Here is a 22,102-nt window from a genome sequence, read left to right as displayed (position 1 = left end):
TCAGCTCGACAGGGGGCGCGCCTGATGACCTCGACCCGTTGGCTCGCGGAGTACGCCTGGCTTCCCGGCGAGGCCGCACCGACCCCGGACGTGCTGATCGAGACGGTGCACGACCGGATCACCGGGGTCACCCCACTCACGCCGGACGGTGGGCCGGACGCCGGTGTCGACGTGCTGGCCGACGCGGTGCGGCTGCCGGGACTGACGCTGCCAGGACTGGCCAACGCCCACTCGCACGCGTTCCACCGGGCGTTGCGTGGGCGCACCCATTCCGGGCGCGGCGACTTCTGGAGCTGGCGCGACCAGATGTACGCCGTCGCCGCCCGCCTGGACCCGGACTCGTATCTGGCGCTGGCCCGGGCGGTGTACGCCGAGATGGCGCTCTCCGGGGTCACCTGCGTGGGTGAGTTCCACTACCTGCATCACGGGCCGGGTGGCAGCCGGTACGCCGACCCGAACGCGATGGGCGCCGCGCTGGTCGAGGCGGCCGCCCAGGCGGGCGTCCGGCTGACCCTGCTGGACACCTGCTACCTGACCGCCTCGGTGGACGGCCGGCCACTGGTCGGGCCGCAGCAGCGGTTCGGCGACGGTGACGCGCTGCGCTGGGCGGAGCGGCTGGACGCGTTCACCCCGGACGGCGGGCACGCGCGTCTCGGTGCGGCCATCCACTCGGTACGCGCGGTGCCCGCCGAGCAGCTCGCCACCGTCGCCGGCTGGGCGCGCCGCCGCGACGCGCCACTGCACGTGCACCTGTCGGAGCAGCCCGCCGAGAACGACGCCTGCCGGGCCGTTCACGGCTGCACCCCGACCCGTCTGCTCGCCGACCACGGGGTGCTCGGCCGGGCCACCACGGCGGTGCACGCCACCCATCCGACCAGCGCCGACGTGGGTCTGCTCGGCGAGAGCCGTACCGGGGTCTGCCTCTGCCCCACCACCGAGCGGGATCTCGCCGACGGTATCGGCCCGGTCCGCCGGATGGCCGACGCCGGCATTCCGCTCAGCCTGGGCAGCGACAGCCACGCCGTGATCGACCTGTTCGAGGAGGCACGGGCGGTCGAGCTGGACGAGCGGCTGCGTACCCGGCGACGCGGCCACTTCACTCCGGCCGAGTTGCTGGCCGCGGCGAGCACGGCCGGGCATGCCGCGCTGGGCTGGACCGATGCCGGCCGGATCGCGGTCGGTGACCGGGCCGACCTGGTGACGGTACGGCTGGACAGCGTACGCACGGCGGGGGTGATCCCGGCGGGTGTCTGGTTCGCGGCCAGCGCCGCCGACGTCGCGCAGGTGGTGGTGGACGGCCGGGTGCTGGTGCGCGACGGTCGGCACGTCCGCGTGGACGTTCCCGAGGAGCTGACGAGCGCGATCAGGGGAGTTACCGATGCCTAGCCTGCTGGTGGACAACATCGGCGAACTGGTCACCAACGAAGCCGGTCGGGGTGAGGGCGGGCCGCTGGGCATCCGGCGACGCGTCGCGGTACTCGTCGAGGACGGCGAGGTGGTCTGGATCGGCCCGACCGCCGACGCGCCGGCCGCCGATCACCGGATCGACGCTGTCGGCTCGGCGGTGCTGCCCGGTTTCGTGGACAGCCACGCCCATCTCGTCTTCGCCGGGGACCGGGCCGCCGAGTTCGCCGCCCGGATGGCCGGCGAACCGTACACCGGTGGCGGTATCCGCACCACGGTCGGTGCCACCCGCGCCGCCTCCGACGGCGAACTGCGGGCCACCGTGCGCCGGCTGCGCGCGGAGGCGCTGCGGCAGGGCACCACCACCATCGAGATCAAGAGTGGGTACGGCCTCACCGTCGTCGACGAGGCCCGGTCGCTGCGGATCGCCGCCGAGGTCAGCGCGGAGACCACCTTCCTCGGCGCGCACGTGGTCCCGGCCGAGTACGCCACCCGTCCGGACGACTACGTGTCGCTGGTCTGCGGGCCGATGCTGGCCGCCGCCGCGCCGCACGCCCGCTGGATCGACGTGTTCTGCGAGCGGGGGGCCTTCGACGCCGACCACACCCGGGCGATCCTGACCTGTGGGCAGGCCGTCGGTCTGGGCGTACGGGTACACGCCAACCAGCTCGGGCCGGGGCCGGGCGTCCAGCTCGGGGTGGAGTTGGGAGCGGCCAGCGTGGACCACTGCACCCACCTGACCGACGCCGATGTCGACGCGCTGGCCTCGACCCGGGTCGGCGAGGAGGACGGCGGCACGACGACCGTGGCGACGCTGCTGCCCGGTGCCGAGTTCTCCACCCGGTCGCCCTACCCGGACGCTCGCCGACTGCTCGACGCAGGCGTCACCGTGGCGTTGGCCACCGACTGCAACCCCGGCTCGTCGTACACCTCGTCGATGCCGTTCTGCATCGCACTGGCCGTACGCGAGATGGGGATGACGCCGGCGGAGGCGCTCTGGGCCGCGACGGCCGGCGGCGCGCGGGCGCTGCGCCGCGACGACATCGGTGTGCTGCGGCCCGGCGCCCGGGCCGACCTGATCATCCTCGACGCACCGTCTCACCTGCACCTGGCCTACCGGCCCGGAGTGCCTCTCGTCCGCCAGGTCCTGCACAACGGAGTACCGCGATGACCGTCACCATCCAGCCCACCGGAATCACCGTTGCCGACGTGCTCGCTGTGGCGCGCGGCGGTGCCAAGGTGGTCCTCGCCCCGGCCACCATCGACGCGATGGCCACCAGTCGGTCCATCGTGGACGGCATCGAGGCCGCCGGCCGTCCGGTGTACGGCGTGTCGACCGGTTTCGGGGCGCTGGCGAACACCTTCGTCGCTCCCGAGCGCCGCGCCGAGTTGCAGCACGCGTTGATCCGGTCGCACGCCGCCGGGGTCGGCGCTCCGATGCCCCGGGAGGTGGTACGGGCGATGATGCTGTTGCGGGTCCGCTCGCTGGCCCTCGGCCACTCCGGGGTACGTCCGCTGGTCGCCGAAGCCCTGGTGGACCTGCTCAATCACGAGGTCACGCCGTGGGTGCCGGAACACGGTTCGCTGGGTGCCTCCGGTGATCTGGCACCGCTGGCGCACTGCGCGCTGGTGCTGCTCGGTGAGGGTTGGGTGCTCGGCCCGGACGGCGACCGGATGCCCGCCACCGACGCGCTGCGCCGGGCCGGTCTCGCCCCGGTCGAGTTGGCCGCCAAGGAGGGACTGGCGCTGATCAACGGCACCGACGGCATGCTCGGCATGCTGCTGCTCGCCATCGACGACGCCGCCCACCTGTTCACCATGGCCGACGTGACCGCCGCCCTGGCGATCGAGGCGATGCTCGGCTCGGAGCGGCCGTTCCTACCGGAACTGCACGCCATCCGCCCCCATCCCGGGCAGGGCCGCTCGGCGGCAAACATCCACCGGCTGTTGCAGGACTCGGCGGTGATGGACTCGCACCGCGACGACGTGGACCACGCCGTGCAGGACGCCTACTCGATGCGGTGTGCCCCGCAGGTGGCCGGCGCGGCCCGGGACACCCTGGAGTTCGTCCGGACGACCGCCGCCCGGGAACTTGTCTCGGTGGTGGACAACCCGGTGGTGCTGCGGGACGGCCGGGTCGAGTCGACAGGCAACTTCCACGGCGCCCCGCTCGGGTTCGCCGCGGACTTCCTGGCCATCGCCGCCGCCGAGGTGGGCGCGATCGCCGAGCGTCGGGTGGACCGGCTGCTCGACGTCACCCGGTCCCGGGACCTGCCGGCGTTCCTCTCCCCCGACGCGGGGGTCAACTCCGGGCTGATGATCGCCCAGTACACGGCGGCCGGGATCGTCGCGGAGAACCGTCGGCTGGCCGCACCCGCCTCGGTGGACTCGCTGCCCACCAGCGGTATGCAGGAGGACCACGTCTCGATGGGCTGGGCGGCGACCAAGAAGCTGCGTACCGTGCTGGACAACCTGACCAGCCTGCTCGCGGTGGAATTGCTCGCCGCCGTACGCGGACTGCAACTACGCGCGCCACTCACCCCGTCGCCGGCCGGCCGGGCGGCCATCGCCGCGCTCGGCGAGATCGCCGGCGAGCCCGGCCCCGATGTCTTCCTCGCCCCGCTCATGGAAGCCGCCCGCGAGGTGGTCGCCACCCCCACCCTCCGCACCACCATCGAGCAGGCGATCGGCACCCTCGATTAGTGCGGTGGATCGACGCGAAACGAGATCTTGGTACGAAAGTGCCCGTCGAGGGGCAGTGTCGTACCAAGATCTTGATGCTCAGGCTCGGCGGCGGTCAGAGGACCTTGGCGATCAGGGCGGCCAGTTCGCGCAGCGCCTTGCCGCGGTGACTGACGGCGTCCTTCTCCTGCGGGGTCAGTTCGGCGTTGGTGCGGTCCTGGCCGTCACCGAGGAAGATCGGGTCGTAGCCGAATCCGCCGTCGCCGCGCGGGGCGCGCAGCAGGCGGCCCGGCTGCCGGCCGTCGACCAGGTGCTCCTTGCCACCGGGCAGCACCAGCGCGATGGTGCAGACGAAGGAGGCGGCCCGGTGCTCGTCCGGCACGTCGCCGATCTGGTCGAGCACCAGTTGCAGGTTGGCCTGGTCGTCGCCGTGCCGCCCAGCCCAGCGGGCGCTGAACACCCCCGGCATCCCGTTCAGCGCGTCGACGGCCAGCCCGGAGTCGTCGGCGATGGTCGGCAGCCCGGTACGCCTGCAGCCCTCCCGGGCCTTGATCAGCGCGTTCTCGCCGAAGGTCAACCCGGTCTCGGGCAACTCCGGGTACGCCTCGACGTCATCGAGCCCGACCAGGGCGATCCGATGCGCGCCCAGCGCCCCGTCCAGGATGCGCTGCAACTCGATCAGCTTCTTGCGGTTCCGCGTGGCGAGCAGCACCTTGTTCACGCTGAGCTACCTTTCGTTCGCGACTGCGGGCTCGCAAGCTCACTCCTCGCGCTCACAGGGCGAGCGCCTTCCGCTGGGCTTCGGCCAGGTCCAGGCAGCCGACCACGGCCAGGTCGAGCAGGGCGTCGAGCTGCTCGCGGGCGAAGATCCCCGCCTCGCCGGTGCCCTGCACCTCGACGAAGTCGCCGGTGCCGGTACAGACCACGTTCATGTCGACCTCGGCGGCCACGTCCTCGTCGTAGCACAGGTCCAGCCGCGGCTCGCCGTCAACCACACCGACGCTGACCGCCGCCACCGACCGGTGCATCACCTTTTCCGGCTTCCCGGTCAGTGCCTTGCGGCCGGCGAGCCAGTTCACCGCGTCGTACAGCGCCACATAGGCACCGGTGATCGCGGCGGTCCGGGTGCCGCCGTCGGCCTGCAGGACGTCACAGTCGAGCACGATCGAGTTCTCACCGAGAGCCTTGAGGTCGATCGCGGCGCGCAGGCTCCGGCCCACCAGCCGGGAGATCTCGTGGGTACGCCCACCGACGCGGCCCTTGACGCTCTCCCGGTCCGAACGGGTGTTGGTGGCCCGGGGCAGCATGGCGTACTCCGCGGTGACCCAGCCCAGCCCGGAACCACGACGCCAGCGCGGCACCCCCTCGGTGACGCTGGCGGTGCAGAGCACCCGGGTGCCACCGAATTCCACGAGCACCGACCCCTCGGGGTGGGTGCTCCAACCACGAGTCAGGGTCACCGGTCGAAGTTGGTCGGGTCGCCGCCCGTCAGGTCGCGCCATGCCTGCACCCTATGTGGTGCGCTGATCGAACCCTCCCCGGGTGTCCGCTCCTCCGCGGCGACGGCGCGAAGCCGCGCTGAGGTGGATCAGACGTCGTAGCTGGCGCCGGGGCGGACCACTTCCAACGGGCCGGTGTACGCCGCGGCGGCGGCCGCCACGGTGAGCGCCTCGCTGCCCCAGGCGGGGACCAGATGGGTCAACAGCAGCCGCCCCACGTTGGCCTTGGCTGCCGCCTCACCCGCCTCGCTGCCGGTGAGGTGCAGATCCGGTGGGTTGTCGACGCCGTCGAGGTAGCTGGCCTCGCAGAGAAACACGTCGGCGTTCTGGGCCAGACGCAGCAACGCCTCGCAGGGAGCGGTGTCTGAGGAATAGCAGAGCACCCGGCCGCCGTGCTCCAGGCGTACGCCGTAGGTCTCCACCGGATGCAGCACCCGGTCGACGGTGACGGTGAACGGGCCGATCGGGAAGGTGCCGGGTTGCAGCGCGTAGAACTGGTAGACGTCCTCGACGGTGCTGTCCTCCTGCCCGTACGCGGCGGCCAGCCGGTCCGGGGCACCGGCCGGCGCGTACACCGGCAACGGCGGGTACGGCCCGTCCGGGGCGTAGCGCCGCACCACCACGTAGGTCGCGGCATCGAGAATGTGATCGCAGTGCAGGTGGGTCAGGAGGATGGCGTCGGGGGCGTGCAGCCCGGCGTAGCGTTGCAGGGTCGACAGTGAGCCCGAGCCGAAGTCGATCAGGAGCCGGAAGTCCTCGGCCTCGACCAGATAGGCGGAGCAGGGGGACTCGGGTCCGGGGAAGCTGCCCGCACAGCCCAGGACGGTCAGTCGCATCGAGTTGTCTCGCTGTCACGGTAGGTAGTGATCGTGCCGGCCGCCGCTCCGGCGGTGATCACTACCGACGCGTACGCCACGCAGGGCAGCCTACGCCCGCGCGTGCAAGGGCAAGAATGATCTGCTGGAAGTTGTCACCAACGTGACACCGGTTTCGCCCGTCCGATCGACCACCCGTCACCGAAGTGGCCGGATCGGACGAGCCGACGTGACGAGGCCACCGGCAGAACGCCGATGGCCTCGTCACACGTCGAACGTGTCGCAGGTCAGGCCCAGAGCTGGCCCTCCAGCGCCTCCTCCGCGTCGGCGAGCGTCCCGCCGTACGCCCCGGTGCTCAGATACTTCCAGCCGCCGTCACTGACCACGAACGCCACGTCGGCACGGCGGCCGGCACGCACCGCCTCGTGCGCCACGGCCAGCGCCGCGTGCAGCACCGCGCCGGTGGAGAATCCGACGAACAGCCCCTCCACCTCCACCAGTTGCCGGGTCCGCAGCACCGCGTCGCGGGTGCCGACGGAGAAGCGACGGGTCAGCACGGTCGCGTCGTACAGCTCGGGAACGTATCCCTCGTCGATGTTGCGCAGCCCGTAGACCAGCTCGCCGTAGCGCGGCTCGGCGGCGACGATCTGGACGCCCTCGACCTTCTCGCGCAGGTAGCGCCCGGTGCCCATCAGGGTCCCGGTGGTGCCGAGCCCGGCCACGAAGTGGGTGACGGTCGGCAGGTCGTGCAGCAGCTCCGGCCCGGTCGTCTCGTAGTGCGCCCGGGCGTTCGCCTCGTTGCCGTACTGGAAGAGCATCACCCAGTCGGGATGCTCGCCGGCGATCTGCTTGGCCGTGGCCACCGCCTGGTTGGAGCCGCCCGCCGCCGGCGAGAAAATGATCTCCGCGCCGTACATCCGCAGCAGCTGCACCCGCTCGGTGGAGACGTTCTCGGGCATCACGCAGACCAGCCGGTACCCCCGCAGCTTGGCCACCATGGCCAGGGAGATGCCGGTGTTGCCACTGGTCGGCTCCAGGATGGTGTCGCCGGGCCGGAGCCGGCCGGCAGCCTCGGCGGCCCGGACCATGAACAGGGCGGCCCGGTCCTTGACACTGCCGGTCGGGTTGCGATCCTCGAGCTTCGCCCAGAGCCGCACCGGCGGTGCCCCCTCGGGCACCGTCGGCGACAGTCGGGGCAGCCCTACCAGCGGTGTCCCGCCACAGGCGTCCAACAGGCTGTCGTACCGCGCCATCGCGGCCGCCTCAGCTCGCGGTGACGCGCGCCCGGCCCGCTGCCGGCGCGACCGCGACGTGCTGCGCCATTGCCGCCGCGGCGGCGAACCCGAACGCGCCGCCGGCCACCGCGGGCAGGATGGTCACACTGTCGCCGTCGTTGAGCTTGGCGTCCAACGCGCCGAGGAATCGGACGTCCTCGTCGTTGACGTAGACGTTGACGAAGCGGTGCAGCGCACCGGCCTCGGTGACCAGTCGGTCACGCAGCCCGCCGTGCCGGGAGTCCAGGTCGGCGAGCAGGTCGTTCAGCGTGTCACCGCTGCCCTCGACGACCTTCGCGCCGCCGGTGTAGCTGCGCAGGATGGTGGGGATGCGAACCTCGATGGCCATGTTGTCGTACTCCTCGATCGGGTGTGGTGCTCGGTGACGGGAAAGGGCGAACCGGGGCTGAGGGTGATCAGCGGCCCGAACACTCGTAGTCGACCGTCGCCGGGCTCTGCCCGAACATGTATGACTGCACGGCGTGCGGATCCACCCCGGCGTCGAGGATCCGCACCGGCTCCTCGGTCACCACGCCGTCCACGATCCGGAAGGAGCGAATCTCCTCCGTGTCGGGCTCTCGGGTGGAGACGAGCAGATAATGCGCGCCGGGCTCGCCGGCGAAGGAGATGTCCGTCCGTGACGGGTACGCCTCGGTGGCGGTGTGCGAGTGGTAGATGACGACGGGTTCCTCGTCCCGGTCGTCCATCTCGCGCCACACCCGCAGATGCTCCATCGAGTCGAACTCGTAGAAGGTCATCGAGCGGGCGGCGTTCTCCATGGGAATGTGCCGGGTCGGCGTGTCACTGCCGACGGGACCGGCAACCACGCCACAGGCCTCGTCGGGGTGGTCCCGACGGGCGTGGGCGACGATCGCGTCAACGATCGACCGGTCGATGCTCAGCACGTGGCCAAGGGTAGCGTCAGATTGCGGCCGACGGCGAGGCGGTGCCGGTCACAGTCAGTCGATCAGGGCGTTGAGCAGGGACTCCTGGAGATAACCGAGATACGCGTAGACCGAAAGCTGGAACACGCGGCTGGAACTCGGATCATCGGCGACCGCGTCGTCGAGTTCCGCGCCCAGGTCCGTCCCGTCCTTGATCTCCAGCCGTACGCCCATCGCCAGCCGGGCGTCGTTGAGTGCGCGCAACCATGCCTCGGCCGCCTCCGCGTCGAGGCGTACCTCCCCGCCGCTGTCGCCGGGCAACGCGGCAAGGATCGCGCCGGCCTGATCGATCTTCGCGGTCTTGAGATCACCCTCGGTGTACCTGCGGAACTCCGCGGTGCCGGCGGCGTCGTCCGGGTACGCCTCCGGAAAGAGTCGGCAGACAACCGGGTCGGAGTGGTCGAAACCGTCGGTGAGCAGGCCGACCACCTCGGAGGCAACCTTACGGAGCACCCGCACCTCGTCGACCGCGAAGGTGGCGACGTACCGGTCACCCCGGCGTCGGAACATGCTCACGACCGGTCCACCGTTGCCCAGAGACCGTACGCGTGCAGCTGGGAGGCGTCGTGCTCCATGCGCTCCCGGGCCCCGCTGGAGACCACCGCCTTGCCCTTGTGGTGCACATCCAACATGAGCTCCTCGGCCTTCTCCCGGCTGTACCCGAAGAGCTTCTGGAAGACCCAGGTCACGTAGGTCATCAGGTTGACCGGGTCGTCCCACACGATCGTCACCCACGGTCGGTCAGCCGCCGGCACCTCATGGGTGTCCGGAGTCTCGACCGGTGCAACCTGCGGAGCCGCCATGCCCCCCATCGTGCCACCGGATCCGGGGAATCGAGGAACCGGAACGCCGGACCAGCCCGGATCGCCACCCACGGCCGTGTCGTCGCCACCGCCGGTCGCGTCCCGGGCATGGACGGACCCCCCACCGGCCCTGCCGGCGGGGTGGACGGCGGCCCGGTCAGGCGAGCAGGGTGCCGTGTTCGGCAGCATCGGACAGCACCGTGCCGAGCGAGAGGCGGACCGCCTCGAAGCGGCGGGCGACCTCCCGTGACAGCTCCAACTCGATTTCCCGCAACGCCCGCTGCGCCCAGGCCCGCGCCGCGCTCGGATCGTTGTTGCCGGGCGAACGCCAGTGCTGCCAGCAACCTCCTGACAACGCCACGGCCACCGGCGGAAGCACCGCCGTACGGGACGGCGCGGGGTAGGCGGACAGCATGTCGATCGCCGCCGCACCGGTCAGCGTCGCCACGCCCGCAGCACTGGTGACGAGGAACGCCCGCTCCATCTCCTGCCCGGTGGCGTCGTCGACCAGGCCCCAGCGGACCGCCTTGTCGATTCGCCGGCGAACCCCTTCGGGCAACGGCGCGCCGAACAGCCGCCCGGCGGCGTCATCGACGAGTTCGCCGGCATGGTGGTCGCACTGCGCGGTGGCCAGCAGTGACAGCGCCGCCATCTCGCGATCGAGCAGTTGCGGCAGGCCGGCACAGCCGACGCCGAAGACGATCTGCTGCACCGTCCGCATGTGCATGTTGGCCAGTTCCAGGGCGAGGTGTTGGCGGATTCGACGCGCGGCCGTGCGAGCCTGGCGGTCGAGGTGTTCCGACCATTCGTCCGGTGCGGCCAGCACCGGCACCCGGCCACTTTCGCCCGGCAACTCGGGCGGCTCAAGGCTGCCCCGTCGCAGTTCCTCGTCGGCGGCCCAGTCCGCCAGTGCCCGCCGCACGTCGGTCGCGCCGTCGGTGGCGATGGGAAACCAGCGGGCATCGGACAGCCCGGGCACGGCGGCGAGCAGCGCGGCCCGGTGCGCCTCGACGGTGACCGTGACCGGATCGACCGCCGGGGCACCGGACTCCCCCGAACCCCGCACCGCCGCCGTGCCCTCCCCGGCCGCCCAGCCGTCGATGCCTGGCGTGACGGCGAAGAACACCCGCACCGGGGTCCCGGCGAGGTCGGACAACAGGTTCAGCTCCGCGGCGCCGAACGACTGGTCAGCCGCGATCACGAACAGGAGCGCGCCGGCCCGGCCCACCGCGTCGAGCAGGACGCCGCACCCGGCTGCACCCAGCGTGGTGATGTCCGGCGTGTCGACCAGCACGAAGCGTTTCACCAACGGCTGGGGCAGGCTCAGCTCGACCCGGCGCGGCGGCCTGGCGAGCGCAGGCCCCGCCGTCGGCAGGTCGGGCCGGTACGAGTGCGGCGTGCGGTAGCCGGGCACGTAGGCGGCCCGGGTCGACGTGGCGCTGTGCCGCACCACCAGCCAGCTACCGTCCGGCACGGCGAGCAGTCCCGAGTCGATCTCCAGTAGCGCGGCGAGTACGGCGGTCCGTCCAGCGTTGGCCGGCCCGGCTGCCACCACGGCGATCGGCTCCCGCCCGTCGGTCGTCGACACGCCGAGCCGCTCCGGAAAGGGTCGGCGACCAGGTGGCCCCGCTGAGTTGTCAGGCGTACCGAGGTGGTGGAGTGGGCCCGGCTTCATCAGTCGCGGCCTCCGAGGCAGGGCGACCGGTGAACCGGCCGCAGTGAACATCCGGTGACGACATTCGGATTCCGGAAGAGTAAGGGTGCGAGCGTCAGGAACGGGACAATTGCGATACTCACGGGTAACTCCGCGACTACTCAAGTTGGCCCTCGCGCGCCACCGTGCGGGCCGCGGTTCCATCGATATGCTGCGCGAATGAGTCGGTGGAGCTTCGTGGGCCGGGCTGAGCAACTCGACCGTCTCCGGGTGGCGGTGGCCGGTGTGCACGGCCGCGGCATCCTCTTCACCGGCAGCGCCGGCATCGGCAAGAGCCGGCTGTTGCACGAGGGCGTCGACGCGTTGCCCGGCGACAACTACGCCGTCTGGCGCATCGCGGCCAGTGCCACCACATCCGCGATGGCCTTCGGCGGGCTGGTCCAGGTGCTTCCGGAGCAGCCCCAGGGCCTGTCCCCGGCCGGCATCCTGCGGTGGGCCGTCGACGTCTTGCAACAGCAGGCCGCCGGCCGGCGGATCGTCCTCGCGGTCGACGATGCCCACCTGCTCGATCCACCGTCGGCCGCGCTGGTGCATCTGGTGGCCCGGGCCGAGAACGCCTCCGTGGTCGGCACCCTCCGCGACGGAGAGCAGATCCCCCTGCCGATCCGGGCACTGTGGACCGACGGACTGGTCGAGCGGGCCGAGTTGGGCCCGATGACGCCGGACGAGACAGCCGCCATGCTCAACGCCATCGTCGGCGGTCAGGTGGACAGCGGCTCCACCGACCGCCTCGGTCGGCTCAGCGCCGGCAACCCGCTGCTGCTGCGCGAGCTGGTGTACGCGGCCACCAACAGCGGTGAACTCGTCGAGAGGTACGGCGTCTGGACCTGGACCGGCCGGCTGGATCTGGCACCCAGCCTGACCGAGCTGATCGACATCCGGATCGGTCAGCTCACCCCCGGGGTGCGGGCGGTGGTCGAGCTGGTCGCCTTCGGCGAGCCGCTCGGCCTGCGGCTCCTGCATCAGGCCGTGGAACAGCACGACGTGGAGTACGCCGAGGAACGTGGACTCATCACCATGGTGGAGTCCGACCGGCGGCTCGACGTCCGACTGGCGCATCCGCTCTACGGCGAGGTGGTACGCCGGCAGTGCCCGGTGAGTCGGACCCGCCGGTTGCAGGCGAACCTGGCGGACCTGTTGGAGAAGGTCGGCAAGCGTCGGCGGGAGGATCTGCTCCGGGTTGCGAGGTGGCGACTGGCCTCCGGCACCGCACAGGACCCGGCGATGCTGATCGCGGCGGCCGCTGAGGCGTTCGCGCATTACGACGTGCCCCTGGCGACCCGGCTGGCCCGCGCGGCGCTCGACACCGACGGCGGGTTCGACGCGGCCGAGCTGCTGGCGACCATTCTGATGTTCGCCGACCGGCCCGCCGAGGCGCTCGGCGTGCTCGATGCCGTCGCCACCGATGCCGGCCAGGAGGAACGGCTCAGCCGCTGGCTGACGGTGCGCGGCATGGTCAGCTACTGGGGGTTGAGCCAGGCCTCCACTGTGGAGGAGATCGCCGCCGAGGGCGCGAAGCTGGGTGACGCCGCCGCTCAGGCCCGGGTCCGCGCCTTCGAGGCGATCATGCGGCTGCACCGGCTGGAGGCGCCGGCCGCGCTACGGCTCGCGCAGGGCGTGTTGGACCGGCCGGCTGCCAGCATCGCCGCTCGCGAGCTGGCGCGCTGCACGATCGCGCACCTGCAGGCCGTGCAGGGACAGTTGGGCCGCAGTGCGGCGGCGGTGGACCTGGTGCAGGCGAAGGTGGCCAGCTGGCGGGCGGACATGCCGTACCTGCAACTGGCGGTGGAGCTGGCCCGGGGCACCCGGCTGGCCCTCTCCGGCGATCTCGTCGGCATCGACGCGTTGGTCGCCGAGGAGTTCGCCGACCTCGCCGACGCGGGAGACTTCCGGCTCGGCACCGGTTACCTGGCTATCCTGCGGGCGTACGCGGCTCGGCTGCGCGGACGCAGCGACACCGCGTTGCAGGCCGCGCTCAGCGCCTGTGCGGTCCTGGCGACCAGCCGGGTCTACGCGGGGCTGGCCCAGTCGGAGCGGGCCCAGGCCGCCGCGCTGCGCGGAGACGCGCGGCAGGCCGCCGAGGCGATGGCCGAGGCGGACCGTCTCCACTCACCGAGCATGGCCGTGCTGTACCCGTGGCTGGAACAGGCCCGGGTGGCGACGCTGGCCGCCGCCGGTGACCTGTCCACAGCGGTGAGCCGGCTGCACAGTCTGGTGGATCGGCTCCGCGCTGACGGTTTCGCCGGGCACGAGGCCCTGGCGCTGCACGACCTGGTGCGGCTGGGGCAGGCCGGGGTGCCGACCGGGCCGAGGTGTTCCGACGGTAGCCGCCGTACCATCGCGCAGCGGATGACGGAGTTGTCCGAGCAGGTCGACGGAGAGTTGCCGCCGCTGTTGGCGCGGCACGCGAGGGCATCGGCCGACGGTGTGCCGGAGGGGTTGCTCGCCGCCGCCGACGACTTCGCAGAGCGCGGGCTCGATCTGCTGGCCGCCGAGGCCGCGGCCGAAGCCGTGCAGCTGTTGCGGCAACGCCGCTCGCCCGAGGTCGCCCACGCCCGAGCACGCCTCGGCGCGCTGCTCGCCTGCTGTGACATGGTGCACACTCCCGCGCTGCAGGCGGCCACTCCGACGTTGACCGACCGGGAGTGGCAGGTGGCTCGGCTCGCGGCGGATGGTGGCACCAGTCGCGCCATCGCTGAGCAGCTCTTTCTCTCCGCCCGCACGGTGGAGAACCACCTGCAGCGCGTGTACAGCAAGCTCGGGGTGACCAGCCGGGCAGAGCTCAGGGTGGCCCTCGGCACGATCCCGGGGCATGACGGCACGACGACGACGTGAACCCTAGTCTGAGGGGGTGCACAGCCTTCGTCCCGCACTGCTGACCGACCGTTACGAGCTGACCATGGTCAGTGCCGCCCTCCGGGACGGTACGGCTGACCGGCCCTGCGTGTTCGAGGTGTTCAGCCGACGGCTGCCCGCCGGCCGCCGGTACGGCGTGGTCGCCGGCACCGCACGCCTGATCGACCTGATCCGCGAGTTCCGCTTCGACCCGGCCGACATCGAGTTTCTGCGCCGCACCGGTGTGGTGGACGATCCCGCCGCCGACTGGCTGTCCCGCTACCGGTTCGGCGGCGAGATCGACGGGTACGCCGAGGGTGAACTCTTCTTTCCCGGCTCGCCGATCCTGACCGTCTCCGGCGGTTTCGCCGAGTGCGTGGTGCTGGAGACACTGGTGTTGTCGGTGCTCAACCACGACTGCGCGGTGGCCGCCGCCGCAGCCCGGATGGTCACCGCCGCGCGCGGCCGGGCGTTGATCGAGATGGGGTCGCGGCGCGCACACGAGGAGGCGGCGGTCGCCGCGGCCCGGGCGGCCTACCTGGCCGGCTTCCGGTTCACCTCCAACCTGGCCGCCGGCCAGCGGTACGGCATTCCCACCGCCGGCACCGCCGCGCACGCCTTCACCCTGTTGCACGAGGACGAGCGGGCCGCGTTCGCCTCCCAGGTCGCCACGCTGGGCAAGGAGACCACGCTGCTGGTCGACACCTATGACATCAGCCAGGGCATCCGGAACGCGATCGAGGTGGCCGGGCCGGAGCTGCGGGCGGTGCGTATCGACTCCGGCGACCTGGCGGTCATCGCTCAGCAGTCCCGGCAGCTGCTGGACTCGCTCGGTGCCACCGAGACGAAGATCATCGTCTCGGGCGATCTCGACGAGTACGCCATCGCGGCGTTGGCCGCCGAGCCGGTGGACATGTACGGCGCCGGCACCGCCGTGGTGACCGGCTCCGGCGCACCCACCGCCGGGCTGGTCTACAAGCTGGTGGAGGTGGCGGGCCGCCCGGTGGTCAAGCGGTCCGAGCAGAAGGCCACCATCGGTGGGCGCAAGGTCGCCGTCCGCCGGCACAAGCCGACCGGCACCGCCACCGAGGAGATCGTCGTCCCGCAGGGTGTGCCGGATCACCGCCCCAACGACCGGCTGCTGCAGCGGTCGTACGTCGTGGACGGCGAGCCGGTGAGCCTGCCGACGCTGGACGAGTCGCGGGAGCACCTGCGACAGTGCCTCATCTCGATCCCCTGGGAGGGTCTCAAGCTTTCCGCGGGCGACCCGGCCATCCCGGTGACCGTGGTACCCGCCGAGTGAGAGGAGTGGAGTCGATGAGCAACGCGCTGATCATCGTGGACGTACAGAAGGACTTCTGTGAGGGCGGTTCGCTGGCGGTGGCCGGCGGGGCGGGTGTCGCGGCCGGGATCTCCCGGCTGCTGGCCGACGAACCGGACCGCTGGGATCACATCGTCGCGACGAAGGACTACCACATCGATCCGGGCACGCACTTCGCCGACTCGCCGGACTACGTGAGCACCTGGCCCCGGCACTGCGTGGTCGGCACCCCCGGTTCCGAGTTCCACCCGGAGCTGGCCACCGACCGGATCGAGGCGATCTTTCACAAGGGCGAGTACTCCGCCGCGTACTCCGGGTTCGAGGGGCAGGCCGAGGGCGGCGAGAGCCTGGTCGACTGGCTGCGGCGACACGGCGTGGACCGGGTCGACGTGGTCGGCATCGCCACCGACCACTGCGTACGGGCCACCGCCCTGGACGCCGCTCGGGAGGGTTTCGCCACCACCGTCCTGCTGGACCTGACGGCGGCCGTCGCGCCGGACACCACCGATGTCGCGTTGCGGGCTTTCGAGGGTGCCGGGATCACCACGGTCGGCGCCCCTGTGAGCAAAGCCGCATGAGCCGCTAATTCGTTGGCAGCCGTCGCCCCGCCGGTCAAGGATGTCCGGCGGAGGTACGGACCGACGTGAACATGAAACCTTACCGGGCGGCGCTCGCTCTGCCCGGTCTGCGGTCGCTGCTGCTCGTGGCGGTGCTGGCCCGGGTGCCGCTGACCGCCACCGGCGTCACGCTGACGTTCTACGTCGTACAGGATCTCGGGCGCGGTTACGGTGCGGCGGGCCTGGTCGGCGCGGCAATCACCGTCGGTGCGGCGGTCGGCGGCCCGCTGCTCGGGCGCCTGGTGGATCGTCGCGGCCTGCGGCCCGTGCTGGTGCTCACCACCGTCGCCGAGGCCGCCTTCTGGTCCACCGCGCCGATGTTGTCGTACTACCTGCTGTTGCCGGCCGCGTTCCTGGCCGGCCTGCTGGCGTTGCCGATCTTCTCGGTGATCCGGCAGTCCATCGCCGCGCTGGTGCCGGCGGAGAAGCGCCGGCCGGCGTACGCGCTGGACTCCATGTCGGTCGAGCTGTCGTTCATGATCGGTCCTGCGCTGGCCACGGTGGGGGTCACCACGATCTCCGCTCGCCTCACGCTCTATCTCGTCGGTGCCGGCATCGTCGTCGCCGGAGTGGCGCTGTGGCTGCTGAACCCAGCGGTACGCAGCGCCGCCGAGGCGTCGACCGGTCCTCAGCCGCGCGTCGCCCGGCGGCAGTGGCTCACCTCACGACTGGTCGCTGTGTTCGCCGTCAGCGCCGCGGCGACCCTCGTGCTCGGCGGCACCGACGTGGCGGTCATCGCGGTGCTCCGGGAGAACGGCGATGTCGGCTTCACCGGCGCGGTGCTCTCCATCTGGGCGGTGGCGTCACTGGTCGGCGGCTTCACGTACGGGGCGGTGCACCGTTCGTTCTCTCCGGTGGCGCTGGTGGGCGCGCTGGGCCTGTGCACCATCCCGGTCGGACTCGGCGGGGCACACTGGTGGCTGCTCTGCCTCGCCCTGATCCCGGCCGGTCTGCTCTGCGCGCCCACCATCGCGGCCACCTCGGACGCGGTCAGTCGGCTGGCCCCGGCCAGCGTGCGCGGCGAGGCGATGGGCATGCACGGCTCCGCGGTCACCGTCGGCATCGCGGTCGGCGCCCCGCTGGCCGGTGCGGTCATCGACGCCTCGGCACCGCTGTGGGGGTTCGCGGTCACCGGCGCGATCGGTGCCCTGGTGGCCCTGGTGGTACTGCCGATCGAGCTTCGCCACCGCCGCGCGGACGTCGCGGCCACCGCCGCCCGAGACGGCGACGAGCGCCTTCCCACGCCCCTCGCCCCGACTGTCTCCTGACCTCGCCCCACCGCGCTGCCAGCCGTCCCGCCCGCGCCTACTCGCCTGGCGCGACATCGACCCGGCGTACGCGTTGGGTAACCGTCCGCCGGCACCCCACCCCTTCCCCACGCTCCCTTTGCTCTGCTTACACGGACGCAACGAAATCACGCACCGTGCTTGCCTGGCCAACATCTCTTCATCGAACCGTCGCGTCTGCGCAGGTCAGGCACCAGTGCGTGGGTTGAAGCAGAGCAAAGGGGGCGCAGGGACAACAGGCAGTTAGCCCCGAGATATCACGCAGAGTCATTGCCGAGGGCACAGGGGTGCTCGCTACGGAGAGCGAGGGCCGCCGGTGGAGGGCAGGTCGGTGGAGGGCAGGTCGGTGGACAGCAACGACGACGGGCACCGACCCTGGTGAGGGATCGGCGCCCGTCGTGCGACGCGGTGGGTCAGCGGCGGTCGATGTCGCTGGCCACATCCTCGGTGTAGCTGGCACCACCGTCGGATTCGCTGGTCAGCGGCTTGGCACCGCCCTCGGGCGGACCGGCCAGGGTCTGCCCGGCAGCCAACTCCGGGAACTTGTGGTCGAAGGCGGGCCGCTCGGAGCGGATCCGCGGCATCCGGTCGAAGTTCCGCAGCGGCGGCGGCGAGCTGGTCGCCCACTCCAGCGAGTTGCCGTGGCCCCACGGGTCGTCGACCTCAACCACCGGGCCGGCCTTGTAGGACTTCCAGCAGTTGTAGATGAACGGCAACGTCGAGATGCCCGTGATGAAGGCACCGATCGTGGAGATCATGTTCAACGTGGTAAAGCCGTCGCTCGGCAGGTAGTCCGCGTACCGCCGGGGCATGCCCTCGTTGCCCAGCCAGTGTTGGATCAGGAAGGTGGTGTGGAAGCCGATCATGGTCAGCCAGAAGTGAATCTTGCCGAGCCGCTCGTCGAGCATCCGGCCGAACATCTTCGGGAACCAGAAGTAGATGCCAGCGAAGACCGCGAACACGATCGTGCCGAAGAGCACGTAGTGGAAGTGCGCCACCACGAAGTACGAGTCGTGCAGGTGGAAGTCGAGCGGCGGGCTGGCCAGCAGCACCCCGGTCAGACCACCGAAGAGGAACGTCACCAGGAAGCCGATCGACCACAGCATCGGCGTCTCGAAGCTGATCTGCCCCCGCCACATGGTGCCGATCCAGTTGAAGAACTTCATGCCGGTCGGCACGGCGATGAGATAGCTCAGGAAGCTGAAGAAGGGCAGCAGCACCTGACCGGTGGCGAACATGTGGTGCGCCCAGACGCTCATCGACAGGCCGGCGATGGCGATGGTCGCGGCGACCAGACCCTTGTAGCCGAAGATCGGCTTGCGGGAGAAGACCGGGATGATCTCGCTGACGATGCCGAAGAAGGGCAGCGCGACGACGTACACCTCGGGGTGGCCGAAGAACCAGAACAGGTGCTGCCAGAGCATCGGCCCGCCGGTGTCCGCGCTGTAGACCTGGGCACCGAGCAGCCGGTCGGCGGCGAGCGCGAGCAGCGCGGCGGCCAGCAGCGGGAAGATCAGGATCACCAGGAGACTGGTGACCAGGATGTTCCAGGTGAAGATCGGCATCCGGAACATGGTCATGCCGGGCGCGCGCAGCGTCAGCACCGTGGTGATCATGTTGACCGCACCGAGGATGGTGCCCAGACCCGAGATGACCAGGCCCATCACCCACATGTTGGCGCCGACGCCCGGCGAGTGCTCGGCGTTGGCCAGCGGGGTGTACCCGGTCCAGCCGAAGTCCGCCGCCCCACCCGGAGTGATGAAGCCGGCGGTGGCCAGGGTGCCGCCGAACAGGTACAGCCAGTAGGCAAAGCTGTTCAGCCGCGGGAAGGCGACGTCGGGAGCACCGATCTGGATGGGCACCAGGTAGTTGGCGAACGCGAACACGATCGGCGTCGCGAAGAACAGCAGCATGATCGTGCCGTGCATCGTGAACATCTGGTTGTACTGCTCGGGCGACAGGAACTGCAGCCCGGGCCGGGCCAGCTCGGCCCGCATGATCAGGGCCATCAGGCCACCGATCATGAAGAACGCGAACGCGGTGACCATGTACATGATCCCGATCTGCTTCGCGTCCGTGGTCCGCAGCAGCCGCGCGATGGCCGACCCCTTGACCGGCTCCCGGACCGGCCAGGGCCGGGTCACGACCGGCTTGGGTGCGACGGTGGTCACGAGGGGCCTCCGGTTCTGGGTTGTCCCGCTCGGCACGCGCTGTATCGGCGGGCCGTCATCCGCAAGGAGGATAGTCCCCGGCAGGTGGGAGCACCGCGTGGGGTCGCCCGGAGGTGGATCACAGCGGACCGAGAAGCAGCCGGTAGTGCTCCCCGAAGATGCGGTCGCCGCGTCCGCGCAGCAGCGGGTCCCGGAGCGCGGGCGGCACGTCGCGGGTGCGGTTGCGGTCCCGGGTCCGGTCCTGCACCCAGCGGGTACGCGGCCGACGGCGGCTCTCGTACGCGGTCAGCGCCGCCTCGACGCTGCCCGCCGCGTGCAACGACTCGGCCAGCACCACCGCGTCCTCCAGGGCCATCGCGGCCCCCTGGGACAGGGTCGGTGCGGTGGCGTGGGCGGCGTCGCCGATCAGGAGCACCCGACCCCGGTACCAGCGTCCGAGTTCGACCTCGTCGGTGGTGGTGGCGTACACCCCGGGAAGGGCGTCGAGCACCTCCGGGACCGGTCCGCCGTACTCGCCGAACAGTTCGCGCAGCCGGGCCAGCGGGTCGGCCGGCAGGTCGGTGCCGGCCTCGTCGGCGTAGCAGTGCAACCGTCCAGCGCCGATCGGCACCACGAGGAAGCCGCAGCGCCGTCCGAGCAGGGCGGTCCACTCGTCGATCGCCGGGCCGTCGCGTACGACGCTGCGGTAGACCACCTGCCCGGCGGGGCGGGGTGGACCGCCGAGCGCGGCCAGCGCTCGGATCGAGGATCGCGGCCCGTCGGCACCGATCACCAGGTCGTACTCGGTCTGGGTGCCGTCGACGAAGGTGACCCCGACGGCGTTCGGCAGCAGATCGATGGTGCGTACCTCCGCGCCGTGCCGGACCGCGCCACCGGCACCGCTGAGCAGGACCCGGTGCAGGTCGGAGCGGGCCATCGCCCGACACTCACCGACCCCGGCCCAGAGCGTGTCGAGGTCGACCTCGCACAGCGGCGCGCCGGTCGAGTCGAGAAACCGTTGCCGGTGGATGACCTTGCCGTATGGGCGGACCGGGTCGTCGAGGTCCAGCCGGCGCAGCGCGCGGGCGGCGTTGCCGGGAAGGTAGAGACCGACATCGGTGAGGTCGTGTGGCGGAGCCTTGTCGGTGAGGTCCGGCCGAAAGCCCGCCAGGCGCAGCGCGCGGGCCACGGCGAGCCCGGCGATGCCCGCGCCGACGACGAGGATGCGCAGGGGGGAGCCACGCATGGGGGTGTACGCCTCCGGAGGGTTCGGCACGCGTTGAAGGCAAGAGACTACTCGGCGCAATCGGCACACACCAGAGGCAACCGGCTCACCCCCGACATCCCTCGGCATCGTCGTATCCACCTGTCGGCGCCGGCCACCGGCCGGCCAGAGCCGGTCGACTGCCCGATGGTGGCGTCCGTGACAGTCAACGCAATTGACGCCAATCACCCGCACCAGTTGCGCACATTGTTTCAAGGATGTAAATGTGACGATGAGCATGGGAGCGCTCCCGCACCGTTGGTTGGCGATCCCGACCGCTCCGTCCGCATTCGTGAGAGGCGTCCGGGCGACGCCGCAGCGCTAGGAGCATCATGAGACGTACCTTGCGGGCCACCATGGCCATCGGGCTGGTCGCCGCCGGCTCGATTGTCGCCGTGGCCCTCGGCGGCACCGCCTCCGCCGACACTCAGATCTGCGAGCAGTACGGCTCCACGGTTATCCAGAACCGCTACGTGGTGCAGAACAACAAGTGGGGCACCACCGCCCAGCAGTGCATCAACGTCACCAGCAGCGGTTTCGAGATCACCACCCAGAACGGCAGCAACCCGACCAACGGCGCCCCGACGGCGTACCCGTCGGTCTTCTTCGGCTGCCACTACACCAACTGCTCCCCCGGCACCAACCTGCCGATTCAGGTCAGCCAGATCAGCAGCGCGACCAGCAGCATCAACTACCGGTACGTGAGCAACGGCATCTACAACGCCTCGTACGACATCTGGCTCGACCCGTCGCCGAAGCGGGACGGGGTGAACCAGATGGAGATCATGATCTGGTTCAACCGGCAGGGCTCCATCCAGCCCATCGGTTCCCCGGTCGGCAACGCCAACATCGACGGGCGCAACTGGGAGGTCTGGCGGGGCAGCAACGGCTCCAACAACGTCATCTCCTACGTCGCCCCGTCGGCCATCAGCAGCGCCAACCTGAACCTGCTGGCGTTCATCAACGACACCCGTAACCGCGGCGCGATCACCAACTCCTGGTACCTGACCAGCATCCAGGCCGGCTTCGAGCCCTGGCAGGGTGGTGTCGGTCTGGCCGTGACGAACTTCTCGGCCTCGGTCAACGGCGGCGGCAACAACAACCCGCCGCCCACCACTCCGCCGCCCACCACCACCCCGCCGCCCTCCGGCAACAGCTCCTGCGCGGTGAAGTACACGGCCAACTCGTGGAACAACGGCTTCACCGCCGACGTGCAGATCACCAACCGGGGGTCGAGCACCATCAACGGCTGGACGCTGGCCTACTCGCTGCCCTCCGGGCAGCAGGTGACCAACTCCTGGAACGCCACGGTGAGCCAGAGCGGATCGTCGGTGACCGCCCGCAACGTCGGCCACAACGGCACGATCGCCCCCGGCGGCACGGCCAGCTTCGGCTACCAGGGCACGCTGAGCGGGTCGTACTCCAACCCCACCAGCTTCACCCTCAACGGCACCGCCTGTTCCCGCTCCTGACGAACGGCTGATCGGAGGCGCG

The 22,102-nt window shown here is 71.0% G+C and carries 19 protein-coding genes; 8 read left to right on the top strand and 11 right to left on the bottom strand.

Annotated features, from left to right (window positions below):
- Window positions 1-24: 24 nt before the first annotated feature.
- From Vlu01_RS02560 to hutH, 3 genes are read left to right on the top strand one after another with little or no spacing between them, the layout of a single operon-like run.
- Window positions 25-1,386 (top strand): formimidoylglutamate deiminase, encoded by a 1,362-nt coding sequence (locus tag Vlu01_RS02560; RefSeq protein WP_203992538.1) that lies wholly within the window; start codon window positions 25-27, stop codon window positions 1,384-1,386.
- Window positions 1,379-2,575: an imidazolonepropionase gene (gene hutI, locus Vlu01_RS02555; protein ID WP_203992535.1), complete on the top strand. Its 1,197-nt coding sequence runs from the start codon at window positions 1,379-1,381 to the stop codon at window positions 2,573-2,575. The genes Vlu01_RS02560 and hutI overlap by 8 nt, the downstream gene beginning before the upstream one ends.
- Window positions 2,572-4,107 carry a histidine ammonia-lyase gene (gene hutH, locus Vlu01_RS02550; RefSeq protein WP_203992532.1) on the top strand — a complete coding sequence of 512 codons (1,536 nt, stop codon included), beginning with the start codon at window positions 2,572-2,574 and terminating at the stop codon, window positions 4,105-4,107. The genes hutI and hutH overlap by 4 nt, the downstream gene beginning before the upstream one ends.
- A gap of 94 nt (window positions 4,108-4,201) precedes the next feature.
- Here hutH and rdgB read toward each other — a convergent pair whose 3' ends face one another.
- The 9 genes from rdgB to Vlu01_RS02505 all read right to left on the bottom strand — a co-directional run bounded on the left by rdgB (window position 4,202) and on the right by Vlu01_RS02505 (window position 11,009).
- Window positions 4,202-4,807, bottom strand: a complete 606-nt coding sequence (gene rdgB, locus Vlu01_RS02545) for an RdgB/HAM1 family non-canonical purine NTP pyrophosphatase (protein WP_203992518.1) — start codon at window positions 4,805-4,807, stop codon at window positions 4,202-4,204.
- Window positions 4,808-4,859: 52 nt separating this feature from the next.
- Window positions 4,860-5,588, bottom strand: coding sequence for a ribonuclease PH (rph, locus tag Vlu01_RS02540; RefSeq protein WP_203992499.1), 729 nt, complete (start codon window positions 5,586-5,588; stop codon window positions 4,860-4,862).
- Window positions 5,589-5,674: 86 nt separating this feature from the next.
- The gene (locus Vlu01_RS02535; protein ID WP_203992495.1) at window positions 5,675-6,421 is read right to left on the bottom strand and encodes an MBL fold metallo-hydrolase; all 747 of its coding nucleotides are present in this window, start codon (window positions 6,419-6,421) and stop codon (window positions 5,675-5,677) included.
- 266 nt (window positions 6,422-6,687) lie between these two features.
- Entirely contained in the window at window positions 6,688-7,653 is a 966-nt protein-coding gene (locus tag Vlu01_RS02530; protein ID WP_203992492.1) for a PLP-dependent cysteine synthase family protein, read from the bottom strand.
- 10 nt (window positions 7,654-7,663) lie between these two features.
- The gene (locus tag Vlu01_RS02525; protein WP_203992489.1) at window positions 7,664-8,023 is read right to left on the bottom strand and encodes a MoaD family protein; all 360 of its coding nucleotides are present in this window, start codon (window positions 8,021-8,023) and stop codon (window positions 7,664-7,666) included.
- 67 nt (window positions 8,024-8,090) lie between these two features.
- Complete coding sequence (locus tag Vlu01_RS02520) at window positions 8,091-8,579, bottom strand: M67 family metallopeptidase (RefSeq protein WP_093401918.1); 489 nt, start codon at window positions 8,577-8,579, stop codon at window positions 8,091-8,093.
- A gap of 54 nt (window positions 8,580-8,633) precedes the next feature.
- Window positions 8,634-9,128 carry a DUF2017 domain-containing protein gene (locus Vlu01_RS02515; protein WP_199172393.1) on the bottom strand — a complete coding sequence of 165 codons (495 nt, stop codon included), beginning with the start codon at window positions 9,126-9,128 and terminating at the stop codon, window positions 8,634-8,636.
- A gap of 2 nt (window positions 9,129-9,130) precedes the next feature.
- A complete protein-coding gene (gene clpS, locus Vlu01_RS02510; protein WP_203992486.1) occupies window positions 9,131-9,421 on the bottom strand; it encodes an ATP-dependent Clp protease adapter ClpS in 291 nt (96 codons plus the stop codon).
- A gap of 157 nt (window positions 9,422-9,578) precedes the next feature.
- On the bottom strand, window positions 9,579-11,009 hold the full coding sequence (locus Vlu01_RS02505; RefSeq protein ID WP_239095647.1) for a P-loop NTPase family protein: 1,431 nt from the start codon (window positions 11,007-11,009) through the stop codon (window positions 9,579-9,581).
- 285 nt (window positions 11,010-11,294) lie between these two features.
- Between Vlu01_RS02505 and Vlu01_RS02500 the strand changes: the two genes are divergently transcribed.
- From Vlu01_RS02500 to Vlu01_RS02485, 4 genes are all read left to right on the top strand, one after another.
- Window positions 11,295-13,970, top strand: a complete 2,676-nt coding sequence (locus Vlu01_RS02500) for a LuxR C-terminal-related transcriptional regulator (protein WP_203992480.1) — start codon at window positions 11,295-11,297, stop codon at window positions 13,968-13,970.
- A 16-nt stretch (window positions 13,971-13,986) separates the two neighbouring features.
- The gene (locus tag Vlu01_RS02495) at window positions 13,987-15,273 is read left to right on the top strand and encodes a nicotinate phosphoribosyltransferase (protein ID WP_203992476.1); all 1,287 of its coding nucleotides are present in this window, start codon (window positions 13,987-13,989) and stop codon (window positions 15,271-15,273) included.
- A gap of 14 nt (window positions 15,274-15,287) precedes the next feature.
- Complete coding sequence (locus tag Vlu01_RS02490) at window positions 15,288-15,869, top strand: isochorismatase family protein (RefSeq protein WP_203992446.1); 582 nt, start codon at window positions 15,288-15,290, stop codon at window positions 15,867-15,869.
- Window positions 15,870-15,940: 71 nt separating this feature from the next.
- Entirely contained in the window at window positions 15,941-17,176 is a 1,236-nt protein-coding gene (locus tag Vlu01_RS02485) for an MFS transporter (RefSeq protein ID WP_203993539.1), read from the top strand.
- A gap of 431 nt (window positions 17,177-17,607) precedes the next feature.
- Here Vlu01_RS02485 and ctaD read toward each other — a convergent pair whose 3' ends face one another.
- A complete protein-coding gene (ctaD, locus tag Vlu01_RS02480; protein WP_203992442.1) occupies window positions 17,608-19,365 on the bottom strand; it encodes an aa3-type cytochrome oxidase subunit I in 1,758 nt (585 codons plus the stop codon).
- A 118-nt stretch (window positions 19,366-19,483) separates the two neighbouring features.
- Window positions 19,484-20,590 carry an FAD-dependent monooxygenase gene (locus Vlu01_RS02475; protein ID WP_203993536.1) on the bottom strand — a complete coding sequence of 369 codons (1,107 nt, stop codon included), beginning with the start codon at window positions 20,588-20,590 and terminating at the stop codon, window positions 19,484-19,486.
- Window positions 20,591-20,940: 350 nt separating this feature from the next.
- On the opposite strand from Vlu01_RS02475, the gene Vlu01_RS02470 reads away from it, so the two are divergent.
- Window positions 20,941-22,080 (top strand): glycoside hydrolase family 12 protein, encoded by a 1,140-nt coding sequence (locus tag Vlu01_RS02470; protein WP_203992439.1) that lies wholly within the window; start codon window positions 20,941-20,943, stop codon window positions 22,078-22,080.
- Window positions 22,081-22,102: the final 22 nt, after the last annotated feature.

The sequence above is a fragment of the Micromonospora lutea genome (assembly GCF_016863535.1).
Lineage (GTDB): Bacteria > Actinomycetota > Actinomycetes > Mycobacteriales > Micromonosporaceae > Micromonospora > Micromonospora lutea.
This window is presented reverse-complemented; position numbering and strand designations above follow the sequence as displayed.